A 23,394-nucleotide genomic window follows, 5' to 3' on the forward strand; every position below is an offset into this window, starting at 1 on the left:
CTATCTTGGAGCAGGCGGCCTGGAGGAGGTTTTCTTTTTTTTCATGATTGAAACGGTTAAGAATGAATCAAAAAATTACCGCTTTTGGGCTGCTTATCGGAGAAACTACCGCAGGTTTAGTGCAACACGGGTTTTGCGTCAGGCGGGCTGACGTGCAAACTTGGAGCCTTGTGCTTCTAATTAACTTTGGTAATAAATTGAAGCTTTGTGCTCCGAAACCCGCCCGAACGCAAAGCCCGAGAACGTTATAGCCAATTTTAGGACGACAACTAACAGACAATAAACATTTGGGCTCAATTCTATTTGTAGGACTTTCAATCTTTGTGTTCATAGGAATCCCAATTGGACTTGGATTCCTATTCTATTTTGTTCCTAGAAAACTCGGTTATCCAAAAACCGCAAAATACTTGACAATTGCACACGGACTTTTTGTGTTGACAATAGGACTTTATATTGCTTTTGAAGACCAACTCTTCACAAAGAGTGAAGCAAAAGAATTAGTTGAAGAACAAGGCATTTTACTGACAGACGACTTTGAATTATCAAAGAATGAATCTATGTCAGCAATTGGCGACTACTATCACATATTTGCATTAAAAATATCAGAACGTGATAGACAAAACGCAATCGCTAAAATAAAAAGTGCGGATAATTTTAAATCGGACAATGGTTCCATTGAGACATTAATGTATCAATCAGCTCCTGACCGATATTTCGGTAAAAAAATTGTTCAGAATTATGCGACAGAAAACTCCTTTGTTCGAGAATATTTTGAACCAAGTGGACGTGAAGGTTACGCACCGACATTTAGAAGAATATCAATTAGTAAAACTGATAACGAACTAATATTTGAAGATATTAACGAATAAAAAAAAGCCCGAAACCGTAGTGCCCAATGCAAAAATGACTGACAAGAAAACATATCTAGTACTGCCGAACAAAGTTGAAATCGAGTATAATTACTTAGTTGAACAGATTGAATGGGCTAGACAGGACAATTATGAATTGAGAAGTTGGTTCCCAAGGAAGGTATTAGTAGAAAGAAATGGTGGTGGCAGTCGACTCTTTACAGGACAGTCATTTGACGATAACTATTTTGAGTTGAAAGAAGATGGTTGGACTCACGACCATTGTGAAATATGTTTCGAAATTCTATCAGACCACAAATCTGGATCTGTAAATCCTGCTACAAATTGTTTATCGAACCAAAAGACATAAACGAGACACTTAACCGACTTGAAAAAATCAAAAGGTAAAAAAGCACGTGGGCACATACATCGGCTATAGCGAATGTAGGTTGACTGCTTAAAAATGAAGATATTACAACTAAATAATGTTCGGGCTGGCGGACAAAGATTCGGTTTCAAAATCCCGCACTTGCCATAGCCAGGGCGGTTCGCTACAAACACATCCAAATAGATAAAACAAACAAAATGACTAAAGAATAAATGATACACCTGACACAATTGATCTACATAAAGGAAGGGAAAGAAGAGGTGTTCCACGAGTTTGAAAGAATCGCTATTCCTACTATCCTGAAATATAACGGACGGCTTACTTTGCGGATTAGACCCAAAGATGATTCCGTGATAGAGAACAATATTGAAGTCCCTTACGAGATCCACCTGGTTGAATTTGAAACCCAAGAGGACTTTGACAATTTTAAGATGGATGAGGAACGGAAAAAGTTCATTCACCTGAGAGATGAATCGATTGAGTCTACTGTTTTGATTCAAGGCCTTCGGCTAAATTGATAGAAGTCGGCAGTTAACAACCACGTTTTCCTAACGCTTTCAAAGCCAAGCGTCAAACTGCCTCTCCACGAAATGGGTGACGGTCGCTAGGGAAAGGCTTCTACGATCCGATGTCGATATAGCCAGTCAAATGTGCGCTCTCCAAAAAACAGCGATCGCCAGCGATTTCCGGCAAGGAAAGGTGCTGTTTGGGGTGGCTCTCCCAGCCTTTTTAGGCTCGTCTTTGGAGGGGCTTTTTTTTCGCACATAGGCTCCGATGTGGCATTCCGGGCAGCCGATTGAGGGGGAACTGACTTGGCTTTCTGCCTCTAAATCCTTATTTTAAGTTATCTCCCGTCCGGATGGGCTATGTCAGAAACTATCTCAAATAGGGTTAGGGTCAAGTGGATTGGCTTGCTGTTGATAGGGTCGATGTTGCTTTTGGAATCTTGCAAGGACAAGAAAAACAACACCGCGCCTGTGGTGAAATTTACGGGCATTGCGGCCGCATTCAACGACAACCAGGAAGCCCTAAAGTACACCCTGACAATCTTGGTGGACCAGCCGGGTGCAGGCGGCGACGCGGAGACTTGGGAGGTGGTAGGCTTTTTGGATATAGATCCGGGGCATGCGTTTGTGAAGCTGGAGCGACTGAATGTGGACAGCACCAAGACCACTATATACGTCGGCTTTTACCCCGACAAGCTGCCCAACGATCCCAATCAACTCGAGACGAAGGGAGAGCTGCGGGACGATTCGGCTCACGTCTATGAGGTCAGCAAGGAGTATATCTTGACCAAGGTGAATTTTGACAAGGCCCTGGCCTACATCGAATCGGTGGAATCAAGCAAAAAGAAATACCATCTAAACGACTACAACTGCGCGGACTTTGCCATACAGACCGGCAAGGCCGCCGGGGAAAACATCCCCGATACCCACGGGACCTGGGATGTGCACATGCCGGGCATTGTGAGGGTTCAGGGTGGCGGGTCAAATCCCGGCAACCTCGGTCAGGATCTAAGATAAAGGGACATGAAAACGACGATCATAATGGAAGCGGTCAGAAAAACAGCCATGTGGGCGATGCTCGCCTTTTTGTTGTCTTGCTCAGGTAAGGAATCCACCCTAGCCGAGTTTCATGGCGATCTCGATACGATGGCCACCGTGGAGCTTTTGAACAGGTATTTTTCTTTTGAGCCTGCCGGCAAAAGCGCCCAGGTCGCGCCGACCTACGATTCACTTTTTCGGAAAATAAAGGCAAACCTGGCCCAAGGTGCCCATGAGGCGCTCAAGTACCCCCAGGCGCGGGAGGACTGGGCCGATGTGGCTCTGGTCAATCCCGAGGAAGACCAATCCGACCTGCTGGTGGTGCGGTATGCCAATGGGGAGTATTTGTACGTGAAGTTTTCGGGTGGCAAGATCCAGTCCATGATTTCCATAAAAAAGGGGAACCTGATTTCGAATTGGCTGTAAGGTCTCGAAATGCGACTCCAGCTTTCTCCGCTGGACTATCCTTTGGGAGCCAATGCCACTTTTGCAGCGGGTTTGAGGTTTGATTTTTTTGCCAACCCTGCGACCAGCAAAACGCATGAAGACTATCTTTAGTCCTTGATCAATCCTGCAATCATGGGTAAAGTCAAAGTAATGAGTTACACCATTTCCCTGGACGGATTTGGGGCCGGGCCGGAGCAGAGCCTGGAAAAGCCCATGGGCCTTGGTGCCGAAGATCTCCACCATTGGCTGCGGCAGACGAAGTGCTTTGCCCAGATGATCGGGCAGGAGGGCGGCTCAGTCGGCGTGGACAATGACTTTGCGGAAAAGGGCTTTGAAAACCTCGGTGCCTGGATCCTCGGCCGCAATATGTTTGGCCCCGTCCGTGGGGACTGGCCGGATCGGGAGTGGAAGGGCTGGTGGGGACCAAATCCGCCCTACCACGTTCCAGTCTTTGTGTTGACCCACTATCCGCGGGAGCCGCTGGTCATGGAGGGCGGCACGACTTTTTATTTTGTCACCGAGGGCATAGACGTGGCCTTGGCCGAGGCGAGAGCGGCTGCCCAAGGCAAGGACATCCGCATTGGCGGAGGTGCCGCTACCATACGCCAGTTTCTGCTGGGTGGCCACATCGACGAGCTTCATCTGGCGATGTCCCCGCTTTTCCTTGGCAAGGGCGAAGCCTTGTTTGCCGGGATCGACCTTCCAGCCCTAGGCTATGGGGGCGTGGAGCGGGTGGAGGGGGAGCATGCGACGCATATTTTGATAAAAAAGGTCTAGTGTCGCAAGATTCTGGTTTGCCATAATGTTTGATTGTCAAATTTGTAGCTGATGAAGCTCTGGTTTTTCGCTATTTTCATCCCAAATCAATAAACCCCAAACGCAATGAAACCCTTACTTCCCCTTCTTCTTTTTTTCCTTCTTTTCGGCCTTGTAGCCCAAGCGCAGACTGCCGTCGATGTCAGCGGCAAATGGAACCTGACCGTGGATACCGACGCGGGCAGTGGCACGCCGACCTTTTTGCTGAAGCAGGAGGGGGAGAAAATCACCGGCACCTACAGCGGTCAGCTGGGAGAGGCCCCGCTGACTGGGACGATCAAGGGCGGGGTGATCCACATCGAGTTTGCCGTCGAGGGCAACAAAATCACCTATGACGGAAAGGCAAGCTCCACGGAGATGGAGGGCAAGGTGGACCTGGCCGGCATGGCGACGGGTACTTTCAAAGGAAAGAAGGACTAGCGGGCAGTATTTAGGACGATACAGCCACAGCCGCCCACTGATCAAAGGAACTGTAAACTTAGCCTGCCTACCGCCCACTGCATCCCGAGGAAAAAGTCCCCAGCTCCTCGATCCGGTAGCCCTCTGGGTAGGTCGGCCGTTTTCTGCTTGTCCCCAGCACGGGCTTTTCGGGTTCTCCGCTGATCCTATGGAAAAAGGCATGAAGGGCAAGTCCTTTCCTCGCCACCCACTTTCGCAGACCGGAGACTTTCCGGATGTGCAGGGCTTCCCTGAGCGGATCATCGAGCAGGGCAAAGATGAAGGGCCTGCCCAATCCATAGAGCCACTTTGGCACGTAGAATCCCAGCATCAGGTCTATGGTCTTGTCCGCGATCAGTCGGTTGCTGGGAGCAAAGCGGAAGTGCTCCCGCTCGTAGCGCACGTTGTATTCCTCAAAAGCGGCCAAAGTCTGGGGTACGTCCTTCAGGTTCATCCTTCGGCCCAGCTCCAGGTAGTTTCGGAAAATGCCCTGCTTCTCGATCTCCGACATGGGTCGGTAGGCGTACTTTTCCACCCATCGGATCGGCTCGAAGATAAAAGTGGACAAAACGTAGAGGAAGTCTTCATTGGAGATGTCGAAGCGGCCGTGCATGGAATTCATGCGGCGGATGGCCTGTCGGCCCCGGAGGCTGTTCATCCCGTGTTCGAGGATTTCAAAAAGAATGAGCTCGGTGTCGTCGTAGCGTTTTCGAGGCCTTTGGGTGAACTCGCCGGTCTCCGCCAGCAGGCCGGAGATGGACGGGACGGCGAAGGTGCGGAAAAGCGCAAACTCCAGTGAGCGCTCCAAGTCCCAGGGAAAGACGTGGCAGCTGAGCAAAAATGAAATCCGCTCGTGGTCGGTATCGGGGTCGAGGGATTGGATCTGAGTTGAAAAAGGTTTCATCTGTAGGTTTTTTGACGCTGGTTAAGTTAGGCCTTGGCTCAGGCTTTTGCGGTGTTTTTTTAGCTTTTTGTCGGCAGGCTTGAGAAAAGACCTGTCCGGATGCCGTCCGTCACCAAAAGGCCTGCTTAGCCTTGCTGAGCTGTGCCAACTTTTTCATGTTATCCCCGTTTTTTGGTTGCCGATTCGCCTTTACACCTCACCGCTTCAAAAAGCCAAAAAATCAAATCCTTTAATATTGGCCAATTTAAGGTTATCTATCATTTTTATTTGGTTAATGTGTGTTTGTGGTCTTTTTTATTTCATTCTTATTTTATTGATGCCTATTTTATTTTATCCTATTAAACTAATGGGGATATACTATATATAACTATTTAATTTTAGCTTAAAGGCCATTTTTTGCTCGAAAACCATCCGAATGTTTAAAAATTGTTAAAAAATCATTAACCGTTCATCACGGATATTGTCCGTTTTTAATACAAATGTCCGGTCAGGTGTATCCTTTTTAGGACGGTGTCTAAAGAAATAGGCATATTTAGGAGTTTATCAAACCAAATTTTCACTTATGAAGAAAGTATTACTTGCAGCCTTCTTGATTGGTTGTTTTGTGCAGTTTTCTTTTGCGCAAAACAGGACAATCACAGGCACAGTTTCTTCGTCAGAAGACGGAGGCCCCTTGCCGGGCGTCAGCGTTTTGGTCAAGGGCACGACCCTTGGCACGATCACCGGAATAGACGGTGATTACTCCATTTCCCTACCTGCTGGAAAGACCATCATCCAGTTTTCCTTTGTGGGTATGATCAGCCAGGAAGTGGTGGTGGCCGAGTCCAATGTCATCGACGTGACGCTGGATCCGGATGTAAAGGCGCTGAACGAAGTCATCGTCACAGCCCTCGGGGTTTCTCGTGACGAGCGTTCGGTGGGTTCTTCCATCCAGTCTGTGGACGGAGACAAGCTGTCTGCCGTGCGCGAAAGCAACCTGGTGGGATCCCTGGCCGGTAAAGTAGCCGGTGTACAGGTGATCGGTAGCTCAGGTGCGGCGCTTGGCGGTACACAAAACATCCGTCTGAGAGGGATCAACTCCCTGGGCGGCGGCTCTCCGCTGTTTGTGGTAGATGGTACTCCTATCGCCAACAATTCCTTCTCTCCGAACAATGACGGTGCCGGTAGAGACTACGGAAACCTGGCCTCCGACATCAACCCGGACGACATCGAAAGCGTCTCCGTACTGAAAGGCCCAACTGCTGCGGCACTTTACGGTAACCGTGCAGCGAACGGCGTAATCCTGATCACCACCAAAAAAGGCAACAAGAAAAAAGGCCTTGGCGTGGACATCAACCAAAGCACTTCCTTCGAGAACGTGTACATCCTGCCTAACTACCAGAACGAATATGCTGGCGGCTATACCCAGGATTTGTTGACTTTCAACTACAACCCAGCTATCCACCCAGAGTCTTGGGCGGCATTTGACGGGCAGAAGATGCTCAACTATGCGGCTGACGAATCTTGGGGTCCAAGAATGGACGGTACTCCAGTGAGACACTGGGATTCCTGGTTGCCAGGTGACCAGTTTGGTGAGTTGAGACCATTGGTAGCCCAGCCGGACAACGTGCGCGACTTCTTCGACACAGGGATCACTGTGAACACCGGTGTATCCTTCTCTGGAGGTGACCAAGACGGAAACTTCAGAATCTCCGCCAACAACATTTCCCAAAAAGGGGTGATGCCAGGTTCTGAGTTGACCAAAAACAACCTGAGCTTCAACGGCTCCCAGAAGTTCACCGACAAGCTGAACGTAGGGATCAACTTCAACTACACCGGAACCGAAGGTCTGGGACGACCTGCCTCCGGATACACCGGACGTAACCCGACCAACTCTTTCAACCAGTGGTTCCAGCGTCAGATAGACATGGACCGTCTGCGTCAGTACAGAAATCCAGACGGAACCTACCGCTCTTGGAACATCCGTAGCCCATTGGATCCCCGTCCGCTTTACTGGGACAACCCATTCTATGAGGCTTATGAAAACGCTCCAGAAGACAGACGTGACCGCGTATATGGCAACATCAACGTTGGCTACCAGTTTACGCCGGAGTTTAAGGTGACCGGATTTATCCGCTCCGACTTCTACAACCAGAAGATTGAAGACAGAATCGCTTCCGGCGGTTTGGATCTGGATTTCTACGGCATGAGCCAGAGATTCGGCAAAGAGGACAACTACGAGATCTTGCTCCAGTACGACAAGACTTTCGGAGACCTCTCCCTGAGCGCGACCGCTGGTGGTAATATCCGAAACAACGCCTATACCTACATGTACGAAGGTACCGTGGGCGGTCTTTCCGTGCCAAACTTCTACAACATCGACGCTTCTGTGGACAGACCTACCACAGACACCTACAAGGAAAGCAAGACCGTAAGATCGGTGTACGGTAGCGCCTCTTTGGGCTACCAAAACACCATCTTCTTGGATGCAACCCTGAGAAACGACTGGTCTTCCTCCCTTCCTGTAGCCAACAACAGCTACCTGTACCCATCCATCGCGACTTCCTTCGTGTTTACCGAGCTGATGGGATCCAGCGACTTCCTGAGCTTTGGTAAAGTTCGTCTGAGCTATGCACAGGTAGGATCCGACATCGATCCTTTTGAGATTGCCCAGGTGTACAACGTAGGTACTCCTTACGGATCATATCCAAACCTGGACGTGCCAAACACGTCCCCCAATCCAAACCTGAAGCCTGCACTTTCTTCTTCCTATGAAGCCGGTCTGGACTTAAGATTCTGGAATGGCAAGCTGAACCTGGACCTGACCTACTACAGAAACGACAACAAGGATCAGATCATGACCCTGACTGTACCGGGTTCCAGCGGTGTGACTGGCGCGATCGTCAACGCGGGCAACATCCGCAGCGAAGGCGTCGAGCTTTCCCTGAACGGTACCGTCATCGAGAAAGGCTACTTCTCTTGGGATATGGCGCTCAACGCGGCCAGAAACACCTCCGAAGTAGTGGAGCTTGCCGCAGGTATCGACAACAGACAGCTGCAGTCCGCTTACTGGGGTATGACTTTGAACGCAAAAGTGGGCCAGCCTTGGGGTACCCTGATCGGTACTGGCTTCCAGTATGCGGACAACGGCAAGCCTGTAATCGACGAGGACGGATTCTATGTACAGCAGAGAAACAAGGAACTGGGAACCACCCTTCCTAAAATGACTGGTGGCTTCAACAACACCTTCCGCTACAAAAACTGGGATCTGACCGCATTCATCGAGTTCCAGGCAGGTGGCCAGTTCTACTCCGTGACCAAGATGTTCAACGCCTACTCCGGTCTGGGTGAGGAAACTGCCGGTCTGAACGACAAAGGCAACCCAGTGCGTGACGCTGTCGAAGACGGCGGTGGTGTACGTGTGGACGGCGTGTTGGAAGACGGTACAGACGCTACCATCTATGTGGACGCGTATGACTACTACTCTTCCCTCTTCGGGATGCACGAGCGTTGGATCTACGATGCTTCCTATGTGAAGTTCAGAGAATTGAGATTGGGCTACAGCCTGCCTGCGAGCCTCTTGACCAAGACTCCATTCCACACTGCCAACATCGCGCTGATCGCGAAAAACCTTTGGTTGATCCACTCCAACGTAGAAGGGCTTGACCCATCTGAGTTCGGCGTCGGAGCTAATGGCTACGCTTACTTCGAGTCTGGCCAGTTGCCAGGCGTTAGATCATTTGGTTTTAACATCAAGCTGGGCCTTTAATCGAAACAAATCATGAGAAAAATAAATAAACTAGTAATGGGTGTGTTGGTAGGCTCTATGCTGCTGACCTCCTGTAGTGAGTTTGGTGACATGAATACGGATCCAAACAGACCTTCCAATCCTTTGACTTCCGGCCTGCTGACTGGCGCACAGAGATCGGTGAGCAGCGTCGTGGGAGATGCGACCAGCGTACTTTACGCCCAGCATCTTTCCGAAAAGCAATACACCGAATCTTCCCGCTACCAGACCGTTTACTTTGACTTCAACGGCTTCTACTCAGGTCCTCTGATGAACCTGCAGCGGATCATCGAGCTGAACACCAACGAGGCCACCAAAGGCGACGTCCTCAGCTCCGGTAGCAACGAAAACCAGATTGCCGTGGCCCGAATCCTGAAGGCCTACTTCTTCGCTTCCCTGACTGACAGATGGGGCGAACTTCCCTACACCGAAGCGCTTCAGGGCGAGCTGGACTTCTCTCCTTCCTACGATTCGCAGGAATTCATCTACACCGACCTGATGAAGGAGCTCAAGGAAGCTGCTGCCCAGATCAACCCTGCAACTGCAGCGGTAGAGGGTGACTTGCTTTTCGATGGGAACATGGAAAGCTGGAGAAGATTTGCCAACTCCCTGAGAATGATCCTCGCCCTGAGAATGAGCGACGTGGCTCCTCAGGCTGCGCAGACCAATTTCACCGAAGCTTACTCCGGAGGTATCCTCCTGACCAACTTCATGTATCCTTACCTGGGTGAGGCCAACAACCAAAACCCTTGGTATGCCCGATACCTGACCCGCGTCGATTACGCGATCAGCGACACCATGTACGACTACATGATGCCTCTTGGCGATCCCCGTCTGGCGGTATATGCCGATCCAGCTGCCAACACCGGCACTATCGAGTCTATGCCTTACGGTGTCTCCAATGCTGAGGCTGGCTCCATCACCAACGCCGAGGTGTCTTACCTGGGCGGGGCGATCCGCGAGCAAAGCGCCGAGCTTCCTATCGTGACCGTAGCGCAGTTGGAGTTCTCCCTGGCTGAGGCCGCCCTCAAAGGCTGGATCAGCGAGAGCGCCGAAGAGCACTACCTCAAGGCGATCGAGGCTTCCTTCAGACAGTACGGCGTGTACAACAAGGCTGCATATGATGCCTTTGTGGCTCAGCCAGAAGTGGCTTGGTCTGAGGCGGCAGGCATGGAGAGAATCGGCTACCAAAAATGGGTTGCCCTTTTCCTTCAGGGCTTTGAAGCTTGGGCAGAGTGGAGAAGACTGGACTATCCGGTTTTGACTCCTGCCAAAGATGCCCTGAACGCCAGCAAGGAAATCCCTGTGAGACAGGCTTATCCTACCTCTGAGCGTGACATCAACACCGACAACTACCAGGAAGCCGTATCCCGTCAGGGTGAGGATGGACTGGACACCAAATTGTGGTGGGACGTGAAGTAAGGCTGAGCCTGCTTCGAATCCGATGCTAGACAAAGTCCCGGGAGCTTTCTCCCGGGACTTTTTTTGTGCCAAAGGCTTTTGCCCTTGGCGCTCTGGCTTTCTCAAACGGGGATTTTACTCCCATGTCCGATTTGCCTTACTGGGATAAAATGCGGATAATCACGAAAACAAACCCAAAATCCATGAAAAAGCTATTGTTTATCCTACTGTTTCTGAGCGCCCAATACACGTTTGCCCAAGCCGAAAAGGAAGTCGAAGCCGCGGTGGAAAAGATGCGCGTGGCCTTCCTGGCCGAGGATGCGGCGATACTCCGCACGCTCACTTCCGAAGGGCTCAGCTATGGACACTCCAGCGGAACCATGGAAAACCAAGCCCAATTTTTGGCGGTATTCGAGTCCAAGGCTACCGACTACCGAAAGTGGGACATCTCCAACCAAAGCGTACAGATGCACGGGAAAGACTTGGCGCTGGTACGGCACAACGTGTCGATTGAGGTCTTTGAGAAGGGCGCTCTCAACAAGGTTCAGCTGGGGATTCTCCTGGTTTGGGTGAAGGAGAAAAGTGGCTGGAAACTGCTCGCCAGACAGGCTTTTAGGACGCCGACTGCCTAGTCGGCACTTCCTCGATTGCAGCCTGCAGACAGCTCAGCGGCCTGGCATTGGGTAGAAAGGATAAAGGGGGAGGAGTGATCTCCCGGCAGTGCTCTGGAAAGTTCGTAGCTCCTGTCTCCAAATTTCCCTATCTTCCTCGTGTGAGATCCCTGTTTGCCTTCCTGGTTTGCTTCTTTTTCAGCTTGTCTGGCGCGACGGCGCAGCGAGTGATCCTACATCTTGTCCCGGGAGCGCAGCCTGCTTTGCCGACGGAATACCGCTATCGGGAGGTGCTGGACCATCGGATCGACAAGGGTCCGATTGGCGAGGTCTATGAGCGCGCGGGACAAAAGCTGCCAGTGGTGATTGCCGGTGATTTGCAGGAGTCGGCAAGGGATTTTTTCCGGGGAAACACACAGCTAGGCGACTCCGCCACAAAGGAGATCCAAGTCCGGGTTTTTGACCTGGTTTTGAAAGAAAACTATAATCCCGAGACGAAGCTCTACGAGGGGGAGCTGGAGCTGGCCCTTGGCTTTTTTGTCATCGGCAGCTTTGACCCCGTCCATCTGCTGGACTATGCAGGTGCGATCCAATACCAGCGTTCCGGCTTCAGGATGAATAGGGTGGAGGAGGTGCTCAACCGCCTCTTTTACAATTCCATGGTCTATTTTGACACCTGGATCAAGGGGCAGTCTCTCAGCAACCGGGCCTTGGCGAAAAGCTTTCGGCTCCACATCGTGGAGCCGGAGCTGGTCTCCACGGCTGACAAGGTGTACTACCAGCCAGACCGGCCGCTTGTCTGGGAGGATTTTCGGGCTCGGCCCAATCCGGGCAGCCGAAACAACGCCACGATTTTCACGAGCTTTTCCCTGCAGGGAGTGTCCCTGATGGACTCAGGATCGGTGGTACAGACTATGGAGATCAGCGTGTACATGCTGCCCCATCAGTCCTGGGTAAAGACCCCGAGCGCCTATGGACTCAACCACGAGCAGCGTCATTTTGACCTGGTGCGCATCGTGGCAGATCGCCTGATCCACCGACTGGAAAATATGGACCTCAGCCTGGATTTTTACCAAGCACAGATCAACGAGGCCTACCTGGACGCCTATCGGGAGATGAACCGTCTCCAGGAGCTCTACGAAAAAGGCGTCAACCATGGACTCGACCAAGAGGGCCAAGCCCGATGGAACGAATGGATAGACGAAGCCCTGGCCGGTGACTGGAGGAGGATAGAAGGGCTTTTGGCGGCGCTCAGGCGATGACTGAGGGTTTTCCATTGCCTGAAAAAGGCGGCCTTGTACGCCTTTCCCAATGATTTCGACAAGTGGAGAGTGCGCTTTGGTAAAAATACATCGGGACGGATGTATTTGGAAATCAGTGGATTTGTTAAATTCGGTATCATCATTTTTTTCCAACCATGGCAGATCTCGAATCAGGCGAAGGAACGGCAAGTCAGGCTAGCCCCGAGGGCTTTCGCCTGAGCGATGCGGAGAAGGAGGAGTTGCGGAATAGGGTCTCCGACCTGCTCCTGAGCTTTGAGGCGGACAAGAATCTGGTTTATCTTTTTTTGGAGTCGCCCTACCGCTACCTACAGGAGCGCCACCCGATCAGCTTCCTGGCCGAGATGGAGACGAAAATGCCCGATTTGGTTTTTTCCTTTGACCGGGCCATCAAGCGGCTGAAGCTGGAGTTGCTCAGTTTGGGCGGCAACTGTCTCGCCTGCATTTTGAGTGCGTTGGCACTGATCTACGCCTTTTTGCTGAAAATGGGCTTGGCTGCTGAGCTCCTGAAGTCCGTCATCGCGGACGTATTGCTGGTTTTGGTGGATTTTTTCAAGCTAAACGAAAAGGCCCAAGGCATCCTCGAAGTGATTGCCGGACTGGCCACCACGATCACGCCGCTTGGCTTGGCCAGGAGTTTTTGCAGGAGAATGGGCTTATGCAAAAAAATACTCACCCCCATCGATGTCGATACGATCCAGTCGGTGATAGTAGAGGAAAAAAGCCAGGAAAAAATCTGGCGTGAGATGAACAAGAAAGGGATGTCTTTTGACCTCTAGCCCGTTTTTTGGCTTGGAAGCATGCGGTTAAGCATTTTTCATTTTTAGGAAAAAAGTCCCGAATCCGAAAAACCGAGAGGCCTATTTCACTGAAATTCCGGTATTTTAAGCAGAGCCTTTTTACCTATCAAGGTCTTGCCCCGGATCGACGATGGATAAAAAGCCGAAACCCCACGCACTATGACTAAGCTGAAATATCTGGCGATAGCCCTTTTTTTGACCGTCCACCTGCCTACGCTGGCGCAGCGGGCCATACACTACGAGGAGAGCCAGGTTCCGGATCTGGTTTTGCCGGATGTCCTGGTGGGCTATGATGGCAGCCTGGTCAATAGGCCTGGCGACTGGGAGTACAGACGGCGGCCGGAGCTGGTCGCCAAGTTTGCGGATCAGGTCTACGGACAGCTTCCCCGGGACTTTGATCAGATTGCCTTCCGGACTGCGGCGCTTCCCGAGCATCCACACGCGGCCCATGCCAGGCTCAAGGAGGTGCTGATCGACGTCTCCAGAAATGGAAAAACGCTGATGATGAAGGTCAAGCTCTACCTGCCCAAGGATGCGGTTAAGCCGGTTCCGGTGTTTGTCTTGATCAGCCATAGAAAGGTGGAGGAAGTGACTGGGGATGTAGCCAACCGCTTTTTCCCCGTGGAGCAAATCACCGGCAGAGGCTATGCGGCGGCGATCTTTGATGTCGAGTTTGTCTCCCCAGATGATCCGGAGCGCTACAGCCAGGGCATCATCGACCAGCTTTACCCCGAGCAAAAACGCCTGCCAAACGGCATGAAGGGCCTTTCGGCCTGGGCTTGGGGAGCGATGCGGGTGATGGACTACCTGGAAATGGATCCCGAGGTGGACGCATCCCGCGCAGCCGTGGTCGGCCATAGCCGGGGCGGCAAGGCGGCCCTGTGGACCGGTGCCAACGACACCCGCTGGGCGATCACCATCTCCAACGAGTCTGGCTGCGGAGGCGCGGCCTTGTCCAAGCGTAGGTTTGGCGAGACCGTCCACCGCATCAACACGGGCTTTCCCTATTGGTTTTCGGACAATTTCAAGAAGTACAACGACAAAGAGGAGGACTTGCCTCTGGACCAGCACCAGCTCCTGGCGAGCATCGCTCCCCGGGCGCTGTATGTGGGCAGCTCCAAAGACGACCGCTGGGCAGACCCCAGGGGGGAGTTTTTGTCCCTGCAGCTAGGCAGTCGGGTGTATTCGGAGGTGTATGGGATTTCCTTGGAGTTTCCGGAAAACTTCGAGCTGGAGGTGCAGACCATCCACCAAGACTATGTGGGCTACCACCTGCGGGAGGGCAAGCACGACCTCACGGACTACGACTGGGGCAAGTTTCTGGATTTTGCGGATAGGCAGTACGGGTTGAAGTAGGGCCGAAATTTTCGGTTTAGAATCCCCCCGGCCCCCTTTGACTGGGCTTCCCTTTCCACACTGGAAATTCCGATCAAAGGGGGAGTCGGCTAGGGTTAGCTTTTCGCGTTACTTTCTTCTCCTGTCTCTCCGCATCCGACATTCCTACCTCAGGGCTTTTTCCGCCCCGGTCGGTGGGGTCACCGAACGGAATTCCCTTCTGCCGGACATCCTTTTTAATGCAAAGGCCACAAAGAGAAGAAGAAATCTTGTCTCATGCGCCACAGGAACCCCTCTCCTAGGTTTCCTTTTGCCGGGCCATTTAAGGCTCGTCGTCAAAGGCTAAACAATACCTAGGCGAGCTTTGATTTAATTCTTGCGCACCGTCGCAAGAATTTTTCGCTTTCGATGATTGAAGTTCCTCAGGACGCTGGGTGTAGTTTGCAACTACCTCCTAGTATTCTGGCCAATTTTAAATTGGTAAAACTGATTCAATTCTACATCCTTTATCGAATTACAAATTCGTTTGGATAGACGAGCAGGATTGAGCGTAGAAAAAGCTTCTGTGAAGCTTTTTCGCGAAAGGCCGGCTTGTAGCGAAGGCAAACTACGCTCAGGTCGGAGTCAAACAACATCCCGACGGGTTGATATCTGCTTATTATTTACGACAATCTTCATAGTATTACTGGTAACGTTTTGCAGATTTGCGATGGGCGGGTTTTTCAGTTCAAATGCTTATGCAGAGCACAAAACTTTTGGCTACCGCTAAACTGTCTGCGGAGCACAAAACCCCGCCTATTGCAAATGTGCTGTTATGCGTTTTCGGCTTTCTTTTCTGTCGTTACTTATCATAGTGAAATGCTATTATTTCTAAGAAAACTGTTTTGTCTTTGTCTTGCGGTAAATGGAAGTGAAAACTAAATGATGTTTCGCCTCTTGTCCCAACAGATTTTAGAAAGTAAGGATGGTTAGATGTTTCTTTTTTTATAGTGTCGATTACGTTTGTAAAATCCTTGTTTGTTACAAATAGCATTAATGCCGCTTTAGAGTCTCGCCAAGTTAAATACCTGTCAAATAGTTGTGAGATTGCTTTATGAAATTCCGAAGCCCCGTGCCAAAATTTACATTCTGCAACAAACAAGTTGCTTCCATCTTTTGCATACTTTAAAATAATGTCCGTTTTACCGCCTCTGTTGAATGTTTCACCGCTTGCAGTCGTACTGTCATAGCGGGTTTCCAATACCAATAAAAATTGGTCTCTAATACCTTCCTCGTCTTTGTCTTTGTATGTCGAGGGCTTTTTTTCCATGCTTTTTCCTAAGTCGTATATGACTTTCAAAATGTCGTCATACATTTTTTTGGCCATCATCGGCTCGGAGGAAAACTCTTTATTTTTGGAAACTGAAGGTTGTGGGATTATTTTCTTTTTAATTGTCGGAGCAGTAAAAACTGAAGTTGTGTCTTTATTTACTTTTACGTTTATTGCAGTAAAAAAATCGTCCTCTTGTAAGTGTTTGTTTTTTTGTTGCTCAAATAATGAGTTCACTGTGACTGGCAAGGACTGCATCCAATTTGTAGCTTCCTTATTTGCGTTGCCGATATTTGTAAAAGCTCTTCTTTGATAGTCGATTTTAGTCCGTTTAAATTCTTCTGGGTCTTTCTTGTATAATTTGAAACTGAATGAAACCGTGCTATTTTGTTCGTCAACGTAGATTTCAGCAGATGTCATAGTCCAACTGCTCGGCTTCACTTTAAACAAAACGCTTGAGCCTACAAAGTTATATCTGATTGTAAAATTGAAAACTTCGGCTTCGTATTTTTCCCTATAAAATCTGTCCTCAAGCCATTCTTTTGAAACAGTCGGCTTGTCCACAATTTCACTGTCGTAGTCAATAGACAAAGGTTCTAATGAATAGTTTTCAATTAGGTAAGCCTTATATTCTTCTTCGTCAACTCCTAAAATATACTCTTTTCCTCTATTTTCTATTTCCTTTTTGATTTTGTTAACCAACTGTTGAGTGAAATCATGACTACTTATTTCACTGAAAGATTTTATACTATTTCCATATCCGTAACTTCTCATTTACTTGTCTGTTTGTTGCCTATTGTGTGGTCTTTTAAGCTGACGCAAAACTTGTTTATTTGCGCCATAAAGTGGCGCTTATTGTCCTGCTTTGGCTCGATATGCGCCACTTTGTAGCGTTTATTTTTTCTTGAGGCTAGGGGGCGAGACTCTGGCGATAGGCTCTCCGCTGCTGGCGTTATCCTAAAGATATAATACTTTCTGAAAAATGATGGTTTTTTTAGTTTAGCCCAGTTTTTTAGCCGGAATTGGACTTCCCACAGTTTGCATCTCGTCTTCATACTTACTGAGGCTTCGACTTGGTTCGACTGGCTCACCAGCGTCCGCATAGCCTGACACGTCGACTCGCACGGCCCGACACCGGACATCCTAACCTCCCACTTCCCAACTTCCAACCTCCTACTTCCTCAGCGTCCCCAAATAACCCACCAAATCCACCAATTCCTGCTCGCTAAGCGGGAACTTGGGCATTAGGGACTCGTCCAGTTGGGTAACTGATTCGATGTCGGCCAGCTTGTAGATGGTCTGCTCGCCGGAGCCGAGGAGCTTCACGATCAGGTCGTTTTCGGTCTTGGAGTTGACGATGCAGCGGATTTCCTTTCCGTCTTTGAATTTGACCAGCTGGGTTTCATAGCCAAAGCCCATGCCTTCTGAGGGGTTGACGATGGCGTTGAGCAGGGCTTCCTTGCTGAGTTTGTCACCGATCTCGGAGAGGCCCGGGCCAAAGTCTATGCCTTCCGTGCCGATCTTGTGGCAGGGGGTGCAATAGGTGGCCGCGAGGGTTTTTCCTTTCTCCTCGTCGCCGGTGGCAGCAAGCATCTTTGGAAGGTCGTAGTTCGTTCCCATGCTCTCCCCGTATTTTTCGGTGGCGAGTTGGCGTAGGTTGGAGTTCCAGGAGGACATCAGGATCTTTTGGGCGATGGGAAGGAGCTCGGCGGGGATTTGGTCTTTCTCGGCAAATTCCCAAAGCGTGGGCTCGGAGTTGTAGCCCTTGGCTTCTTCCATGGCGGCGGTTCGGATTTCGTTGTTAGCCTTGGGGTCGCTCCAGATTTTGGCCAGGAGCAGGGCCATGTCACGATTGTCCACCACGCCAAACTTGCGGATGGCCGCGATGGCCTTGGCCTGGTCTGGATCTTTCATGGCTTTTTCCACCTCGCTGTAGCCATAGAGGGAGGTGAAGATATTCGCAGCCGTACCCGCCAACCTCGTGTCACTTTCCTGATAGGCGATTGCCAAAAGCCTATCCTTTTGATCCTTGAGCCCATATTTCCGGACAATGTCCAAAAAGTCCCGGTCGTCGGCGATCACCCCGGCCTCGGCTTTAGCCAGATTGAGAAGTTGGGCGTCAGGCTTTTTGGAATCGTAAATCGCCTGGCGCAGGATGATGACTTGGTCTTCGTTTTGGCCTTTGGCAAGCAGGTTTTTCAGGGTTTGGTTTTTCAGATCCGCGTTTTGGAAGTCCAGGGCACGGTAGTAGCGGTGGTCGGCGGGGCTATTTTCCGCCAAAATCAATTGCTCCAGCAGTTCGGTCGTATTGGCAGCGCGGGATCTCCAGACCAGGTCTTTGGCTTCCGCGGATTCTACCCAGCCGCTTCCTGTTTTTTCCAAGTAGGCCGACAGATACGAATCCCAACGATATTCCGCCGCAATACCAAGCGCTTCCAGGTACCAGCGGTCGCCGGATTGGTAGGACTCGGCCAGTTTCTGCCAGACAGCGGGCTGGTCTTCGTAGCGGATCGCGACCGCGACTTCCCTTCTTACCTGCGCGGAGGGGTCTGCTGCCATTTCCAAAAGGAAAGCAGAATCCTTCATGCCATTGATTCTCGACGCTCTAACGGCCGCCACACGGATGTTTTCATCCGAATCGGCCGCAGCCTTTTTGATGTACTCGTCTCCATGAGGCAGCTTGGTGAGCAACCAAAATGCGCGGGCCTTCATGCGTGGATCTTCCGAAGCATAAAGCTCTTCCAGTGCTTCTTTTGCCTCGGCTCCTTTTTCACGAAGTGCCATAAAAGCCTTGAAATGGATGGCCCGGTTGGGATTTTGCAGCAGCTCAATCAGGGATTTTACCGAAGAATAGTCGGGAGCGGAAACCTTGTATTTGGACTTTTTGGGAGCCAAGCGATAGACTCGGCCCTTGTCCAGATCGCCGACGGCGTGTCCGCCGACCCCCGGATCGTACCAGTCGGAGATGAAGATGGAGCCGTCAGGAGCGACCGTCACATCCGAGGGACGAAACCAGTTGTCGCGGGTATTGCCGTCCAGGATCAACTCAGCCTTGCCGGTGAAGCCAGCGCCGGACGTCTCCACCGGATACATGCGGATCACGTTGGGGCCTGCGTCGGCATGGATGACTTGGTTTTGGTATTGGGCGGGGAGGAGCTTGCCTTCGTAGACGAGGATCCCGGTGGGCGAACCGGCATAGTTTTGCACCAGGTTTGGCACGACTCCGGGGTCGTTGAGGTGCCAGTGCTGCTGCCAGACAGAGTCCTCCATATTGATGCGGCGGGTTCTCCAGTCGCTTTTGGTCATCTCGTCCTTGAAGCCGTAGTTGCCGTAGTCCATCACGAAGTTGATCCGCGTGGAGCGGTTGCCGTCGTCGTCGTTGTCGCTTTGCCACATGCGCCCGTAGCTGTCCACTGCCAGTTCGTAGTTGTTTCGAAAGTTCCAGCCCAATAGCTCCACGTTGCTGCCGTCGGGGTCACAGCGGAAAACCATACCTTCCTGGTAGGGAGCCGTTTCGGAATTGATCGGCTGACCTAGGGGGTCTAGAAGAGGCGAACCGTCTCCTTTGTGCAGGCCCTTTCCCTCGTTGCCATAGTTGAAATAGAGCTTCCCGTCCGCTGCGAACGTGAAGGCGTGCATGCCGTGGTCGTGCTGTACTCCGCCCACGCCAGTGAAAAGGATTTCCTTGCTGTCGGGGACGTCGTCCCCGTTTTCATCGGTGAAGACAAAGACATTCGGGCTGACCGAAACGAAGATTTTGTTTCCCAAGACGGCTATACCCAAGGCGGCATTGATGTCCGTGCCTTGGTAGAAGACGGTGGATTGGTCGGCCTTTCCGTCCCCGTCCGTGTCTTCGAGGATGAGGATGCGGTCGCCCTCCGCTTTGGTGGGGTTCTTGGGGTTGAGGTTGGTCCGATAGTTATAGGCTTCCGTGATCCAGATCCGGCCGCGGTCGTCTATGTCCATGTTGGTCGGATTGGTGAGCATGGGCTCGGAGGCGAAGAGCGTCAGTTCCAGTCTGTCATCCATTATTTCGATCCCGTCCACGGCATATTCCGGGGAGCGTCTTTGCTCGTCGGTGAGCGCTTTGTACTCTTCGTCGGTGAGTTGGGGTTTGCTGCTTTCGCAGGAAAAAATCAGGACAGAGGCGATTGCCAAGAACGGAATCGAGGTTTTCATAGGTTGAGGTTTTTGGGTTTGGCAGGAAAAAAAGACTGCCAAGCAAAATAGGGGATAAGGGGCTGTTTACCAAGCGTAAACTTTTTTGGCAAAAGCAACGGGAGCGAGCCTGCGTGACCGGGGAGCGGAAACGCACGCGAAGGCTTGCCTATCCAATCAAAAAATGCCTGGGTTTTCCGACTAGTCCAGCTGCTGTAGGATGTCCTTGGCCTGCTGCTGGTAGGGGTTGGGATTGGCGGCAGTGACCCGCAGGGCTTGGGCTGCCCTTTCCGGCATGTTGAGCTTGAAGTATCCCAAGGCGGCAAACCAATGGGCTACCTCTTTGGACGCGGGTTCGGAGCTGGACTTGACCAGCATCAGCAGTGGGACGGCCTTTTCCGGTCTGCCGAGCTCGAGCTGGCAAATGCCCTGATAGAGCAGCAGGTAGTCTGAGTCTGGTCTGAGCGGGATGCCTTCGAAGATCGTATTGGCTCGCCCGAAATCCCCAGCCTCGAAAGCTTTGAAAGCCTCTGTCTTCTGTTGGGTATGTTCGCTACCCAGCATCGCAGTGCTGATTTGGTTAGGGAGGGTCTGGTAGTACTGGGCGTATAGCTTTTCTCCCTGGCTTTTGCCCAGCGTGATCCACAGCAGGTAGCCCGCCAACACGAGAATGACAGCGATCAAGGCGGGAAAAAGCCATGGTCTTAGCTTGCCAGGACGTTTGCGGGAACGTTTTTCGGCCAGCTGCAGCGCAGCCCTGCCGTTGGTTTCTTGTACGAGTTCGGCTTTGTACTTCGGATTTTCCTCGATCAGATCTTCAAAAAGTCGCTGATCCTCCGGACTCATCTTGCCTTCGAGGTAGTCGTCGATTAGTTTTTGCAAATCCATAGCTAAAAGTTTTCACCGTCACTGAAGCCGAGCCAGGGTAGTCGGCATCGGCCCAAGGTGTTGGGAAGGCGCACAGCCAAGCTTCCCCTTTCCGGTGTAAGAGTAAATAAGGTAAACAGAATTTTTCTTACTAACCTGCTCTTGTCTAAAGGAAAATGTCCTCGCCTAGACCTTTGAGTCTTTAGTTAGAAAAAGAACAAGATCCGAAAGACTGCCAAAGGACTTGCCGCGAAATTCAAGCGAAAGCGGTTCGCTTTTTATAAAAATCGGATCAGAGACAGCGGGAATTCGGGCTTTGGAAAGGGCTTTTTCCACCCAAAAAACCCAGGCGTTATCCCCCTCGATTTTCCAGTCGCTTGCCAATTGGTCTTTGGTTTCCACCTTTCCCCGCTCTGGGCTGAAGTGGAATTTGTCGCCGGGAAGCAGGCGGTTGATCTCTCCGGAAAGTATCAGGTCTTCGGGTATGCCCGCGGCCAGTTTCCGCTCCCGCCCTATGAGCCAAAATCGGTCGGCCGTCTCCAGGGCGATGTCCAGGTCGTGGGTCACCACGAGCACGGCTTTTCCCTGATCCCGGGCGATGCCCCGCAGGAGGTGCATGAGCTCCAGACGGTTTTCCAGATCGAGGTGGGCGGTGGGTTCGTCGAGGATGATGAGTTGCCCGTCCTGTGCCAAAGCCCGGGCCACCATGGCTTTCTGCCGCTGTCCATCGCTGATTTCGCTGAGGCGCTCGTCGCGGATGGGTTCGGTTTTGGTGTCAAAAAGCGCCTTTTCGACGATCTCCCGGTCTGTTTGTGCCAGCTTTCCCATCCAGCCCGTGTGTGGCGTCCTGCCCAGAGCTACGAGCTGCCCTACCGTCATATTTCCGGGGAAGACAGGATCGGTGAGGACTACGGAGATTTGCTTGGCGAGCTGCTCGGGATTGAAGGTTTGGATAGGTTTTCCCTCCAGCAGGATTTGGCCCTGCCAAGGGGAAATATGTCCCAAAATCGCTTTGATCAGCGTGGATTTGCCCACGCCGTTGGGGCCAAGGAGACAGGTGAGTTCGCCGCGGAAAAGTTGGAAATCCAAGCCGTGCAGGATTTCCTTTTTGGTGTTTTTGTGGAGGTAGCCTAGCGAAAGCCCTTTCCCTTCCAGTGCGATATGTTTCCGAAAAGCAGTCATTTGCTGGAGGGAAATTTTTTTGAGTCTTGGGAATAGCCCAAGATGTAGGAATCGACGCATTCCCCCTTTTGCAAAAGGGGGCTAGGGGGATTTTGCAATCCACTTGTGTTCGTTTTTATGTTGCGAGCTCCGTGCACTTTCATTTTCTCAAAAATCCCGGCTAAAATTCCTTTTCAAAATCAGGGTAATCACAATGGGAGCCCCGACGAGCGAGGTCACCGCATTGATCGGAAGGGTGCTGGCAATGCCAGGAAGCTGCCCCGCCGCGTCGCAGAGCAGCAGCAGGATGGCTCCAATCAGGGCCGAACCCGGAAACAAGACCCTGTGGTCGGAGCTTTTCCAGACCATCCGCGCCAGATGCGGTACCGCGATGCCTACAAAGGCTACCGGCCCGCAAAATGCCGTGATCCCTCCGGCAAGGATTCCCGTGCTGGCGATCATCACCCAGCGCATGGTGGCAGTGTGGATGCCCATGCTTTTCGCGTAGATTTCCCCGAGCAGGAGGGCGTTGTAGGATTTGATGGAGCCGATCACGGGGATGCAGCCAATGACGATCAATACGGCCAAAATGCCGACCTGCGCCCAAGCCAGGGCTCCCAGGCTGCCCATGGACCAGACGGTGAAAAGCTTCAGCGCATCCGCTCCCGAGAAGTAGGAAAGCACTGAAATCACCGCCGAAACGGCCGAGCCAAACATCAGACCGACGATCAGGAGGGTCATGCTGTCCTTCACCCGCCAGGCAACCAGAGAGACCGCGGAAAGCACAAGTCCTGCTCCCAACACCCCAGCGACGGCGATGGCCCAGGAGTTGATCCCGCTGATCGCAAAGCCAAATGCGGAGCCTGCCAAGATCAAAATCGCCACGCCCAATCCAGCGCCGGAGCTGATGCCCAGGACGAAGGGGCCTGCGAGGGGATTTCGGAAAAACGTCTGCATCTGCAAGCCACTCAGGCTAAGTCCAATGCCTGCGAAAATGGCCACCAACGCCTTGGGAAGGCGATAGTTGAGGATGATCTGCTCCCAGGAGGCCTTGTTCCAGTCTCCCGACAGCAGTCCCGACACGATCTCGCCGAAAGGGATCATGACTGAGCCGAGGCCCAGATTGAGCAGGAAGCTCAGTCCGAGGATCAGGAGGCCGATGGGGAAGAGGTAGGGTCGCATTTTGGTTTGGCTTTCGGTCGGTGGGGACACCGACCAAGGTATTGGATTGTTGCGTCATTGCGAGCGACGCAGGAGCAAAGCAATCTGTTCCGTGGTAAGATTGCTTCAGGGTTTTTGCGGCAGAAAGAAACTTTTGAAC

Annotated in this window: 17 protein-coding genes; 11 read left to right on the forward strand and 6 right to left on the reverse strand. The window is 51.6% G+C overall.

The window, feature by feature from the left end:
- The first annotated feature begins 407 nt into the window (after positions 1-407).
- The 5 genes from J0A68_RS15545 to J0A68_RS15565 all read left to right on the forward strand — a co-directional run bounded on the left by J0A68_RS15545 (position 408) and on the right by J0A68_RS15565 (position 4,463).
- Positions 408-869, forward strand: a complete 462-nt coding sequence (locus J0A68_RS15545; RefSeq protein ID WP_206579149.1) for a hypothetical protein — start codon at positions 408-410, stop codon at positions 867-869.
- 1,344 nt (positions 870-2,213) lie between these two features.
- The gene (locus J0A68_RS15550) at positions 2,214-2,759 is read left to right on the forward strand and encodes a hypothetical protein (protein ID WP_206579150.1); all 546 of its coding nucleotides are present in this window, start codon (positions 2,214-2,216) and stop codon (positions 2,757-2,759) included.
- 6 nt (positions 2,760-2,765) lie between these two features.
- Positions 2,766-3,206 (forward strand): hypothetical protein, encoded by a 441-nt coding sequence (locus tag J0A68_RS15555; protein ID WP_206579151.1) that lies wholly within the window; start codon positions 2,766-2,768, stop codon positions 3,204-3,206.
- A 153-nt stretch (positions 3,207-3,359) separates the two neighbouring features.
- Positions 3,360-4,004, forward strand: a complete 645-nt coding sequence (locus J0A68_RS15560; protein ID WP_206579152.1) for a dihydrofolate reductase family protein — start codon at positions 3,360-3,362, stop codon at positions 4,002-4,004.
- A 105-nt stretch (positions 4,005-4,109) separates the two neighbouring features.
- On the forward strand, positions 4,110-4,463 hold the full coding sequence (locus J0A68_RS15565) for a hypothetical protein (protein WP_206579153.1): 354 nt from the start codon (positions 4,110-4,112) through the stop codon (positions 4,461-4,463).
- Positions 4,464-4,530: 67 nt separating this feature from the next.
- Here J0A68_RS15565 and J0A68_RS15570 read toward each other — a convergent pair whose 3' ends face one another.
- The gene (locus tag J0A68_RS15570) at positions 4,531-5,385 is read right to left on the reverse strand and encodes an oxygenase MpaB family protein (protein WP_206579154.1); all 855 of its coding nucleotides are present in this window, start codon (positions 5,383-5,385) and stop codon (positions 4,531-4,533) included.
- A 562-nt stretch (positions 5,386-5,947) separates the two neighbouring features.
- Here J0A68_RS15570 and J0A68_RS15575 point away from each other — a divergent pair.
- From J0A68_RS15575 to J0A68_RS15600, 6 genes are all read left to right on the forward strand, one after another.
- Entirely contained in the window at positions 5,948-9,133 is a 3,186-nt protein-coding gene (locus tag J0A68_RS15575; RefSeq protein WP_206579155.1) for a SusC/RagA family TonB-linked outer membrane protein, read from the forward strand.
- A gap of 12 nt (positions 9,134-9,145) precedes the next feature.
- Entirely contained in the window at positions 9,146-10,573 is a 1,428-nt protein-coding gene (locus J0A68_RS15580) for a SusD/RagB family nutrient-binding outer membrane lipoprotein (RefSeq protein ID WP_206579156.1), read from the forward strand.
- Positions 10,574-10,755: 182 nt separating this feature from the next.
- The gene (locus J0A68_RS15585) at positions 10,756-11,184 is read left to right on the forward strand and encodes a nuclear transport factor 2 family protein (protein WP_206579157.1); all 429 of its coding nucleotides are present in this window, start codon (positions 10,756-10,758) and stop codon (positions 11,182-11,184) included.
- 140 nt (positions 11,185-11,324) lie between these two features.
- Complete coding sequence (locus J0A68_RS15590; RefSeq protein ID WP_206579158.1) at positions 11,325-12,425, forward strand: hypothetical protein; 1,101 nt, start codon at positions 11,325-11,327, stop codon at positions 12,423-12,425.
- Positions 12,426-12,580: 155 nt separating this feature from the next.
- Entirely contained in the window at positions 12,581-13,222 is a 642-nt protein-coding gene (locus J0A68_RS15595; RefSeq protein ID WP_206579159.1) for a hypothetical protein, read from the forward strand.
- Between the two features lie 180 nt (positions 13,223-13,402).
- A complete protein-coding gene (locus tag J0A68_RS15600; RefSeq protein ID WP_206579160.1) occupies positions 13,403-14,599 on the forward strand; it encodes an alpha/beta hydrolase family protein in 1,197 nt (398 codons plus the stop codon).
- Between the two features lie 820 nt (positions 14,600-15,419).
- On the opposite strand, the gene J0A68_RS15605 is transcribed toward J0A68_RS15600, so the two are convergent.
- From J0A68_RS15605 to J0A68_RS15625, 5 genes are all read right to left on the reverse strand, one after another.
- Positions 15,420-16,661, reverse strand: a complete 1,242-nt coding sequence (locus J0A68_RS15605) for a hypothetical protein (RefSeq protein WP_206579161.1) — start codon at positions 16,659-16,661, stop codon at positions 15,420-15,422.
- A gap of 399 nt (positions 16,662-17,060) precedes the next feature.
- Positions 17,061-20,066, reverse strand: a complete 3,006-nt coding sequence (locus J0A68_RS15610) for a PVC-type heme-binding CxxCH protein (RefSeq protein WP_206579162.1) — start codon at positions 20,064-20,066, stop codon at positions 17,061-17,063.
- Between the two features lie 180 nt (positions 20,067-20,246).
- Positions 20,247-20,933: an MFS transporter gene (locus tag J0A68_RS15615; RefSeq protein WP_206579163.1), complete on the reverse strand. Its 687-nt coding sequence runs from the start codon at positions 20,931-20,933 to the stop codon at positions 20,247-20,249.
- 165 nt (positions 20,934-21,098) lie between these two features.
- The gene (locus J0A68_RS15620; RefSeq protein WP_206579164.1) at positions 21,099-22,094 is read right to left on the reverse strand and encodes an ABC transporter ATP-binding protein; all 996 of its coding nucleotides are present in this window, start codon (positions 22,092-22,094) and stop codon (positions 21,099-21,101) included.
- Positions 22,095-22,241: 147 nt separating this feature from the next.
- Complete coding sequence (locus J0A68_RS15625; protein WP_206579165.1) at positions 22,242-23,255, reverse strand: iron chelate uptake ABC transporter family permease subunit; 1,014 nt, start codon at positions 23,253-23,255, stop codon at positions 22,242-22,244.
- Positions 23,256-23,394 lie beyond the last annotated feature (139 nt).

Origin of the sequence: Algoriphagus oliviformis (assembly GCF_017254915.1) — a bacterium.
GTDB classification, from domain to species: domain Bacteria; phylum Bacteroidota; class Bacteroidia; order Cytophagales; family Cyclobacteriaceae; genus Algoriphagus; species Algoriphagus oliviformis.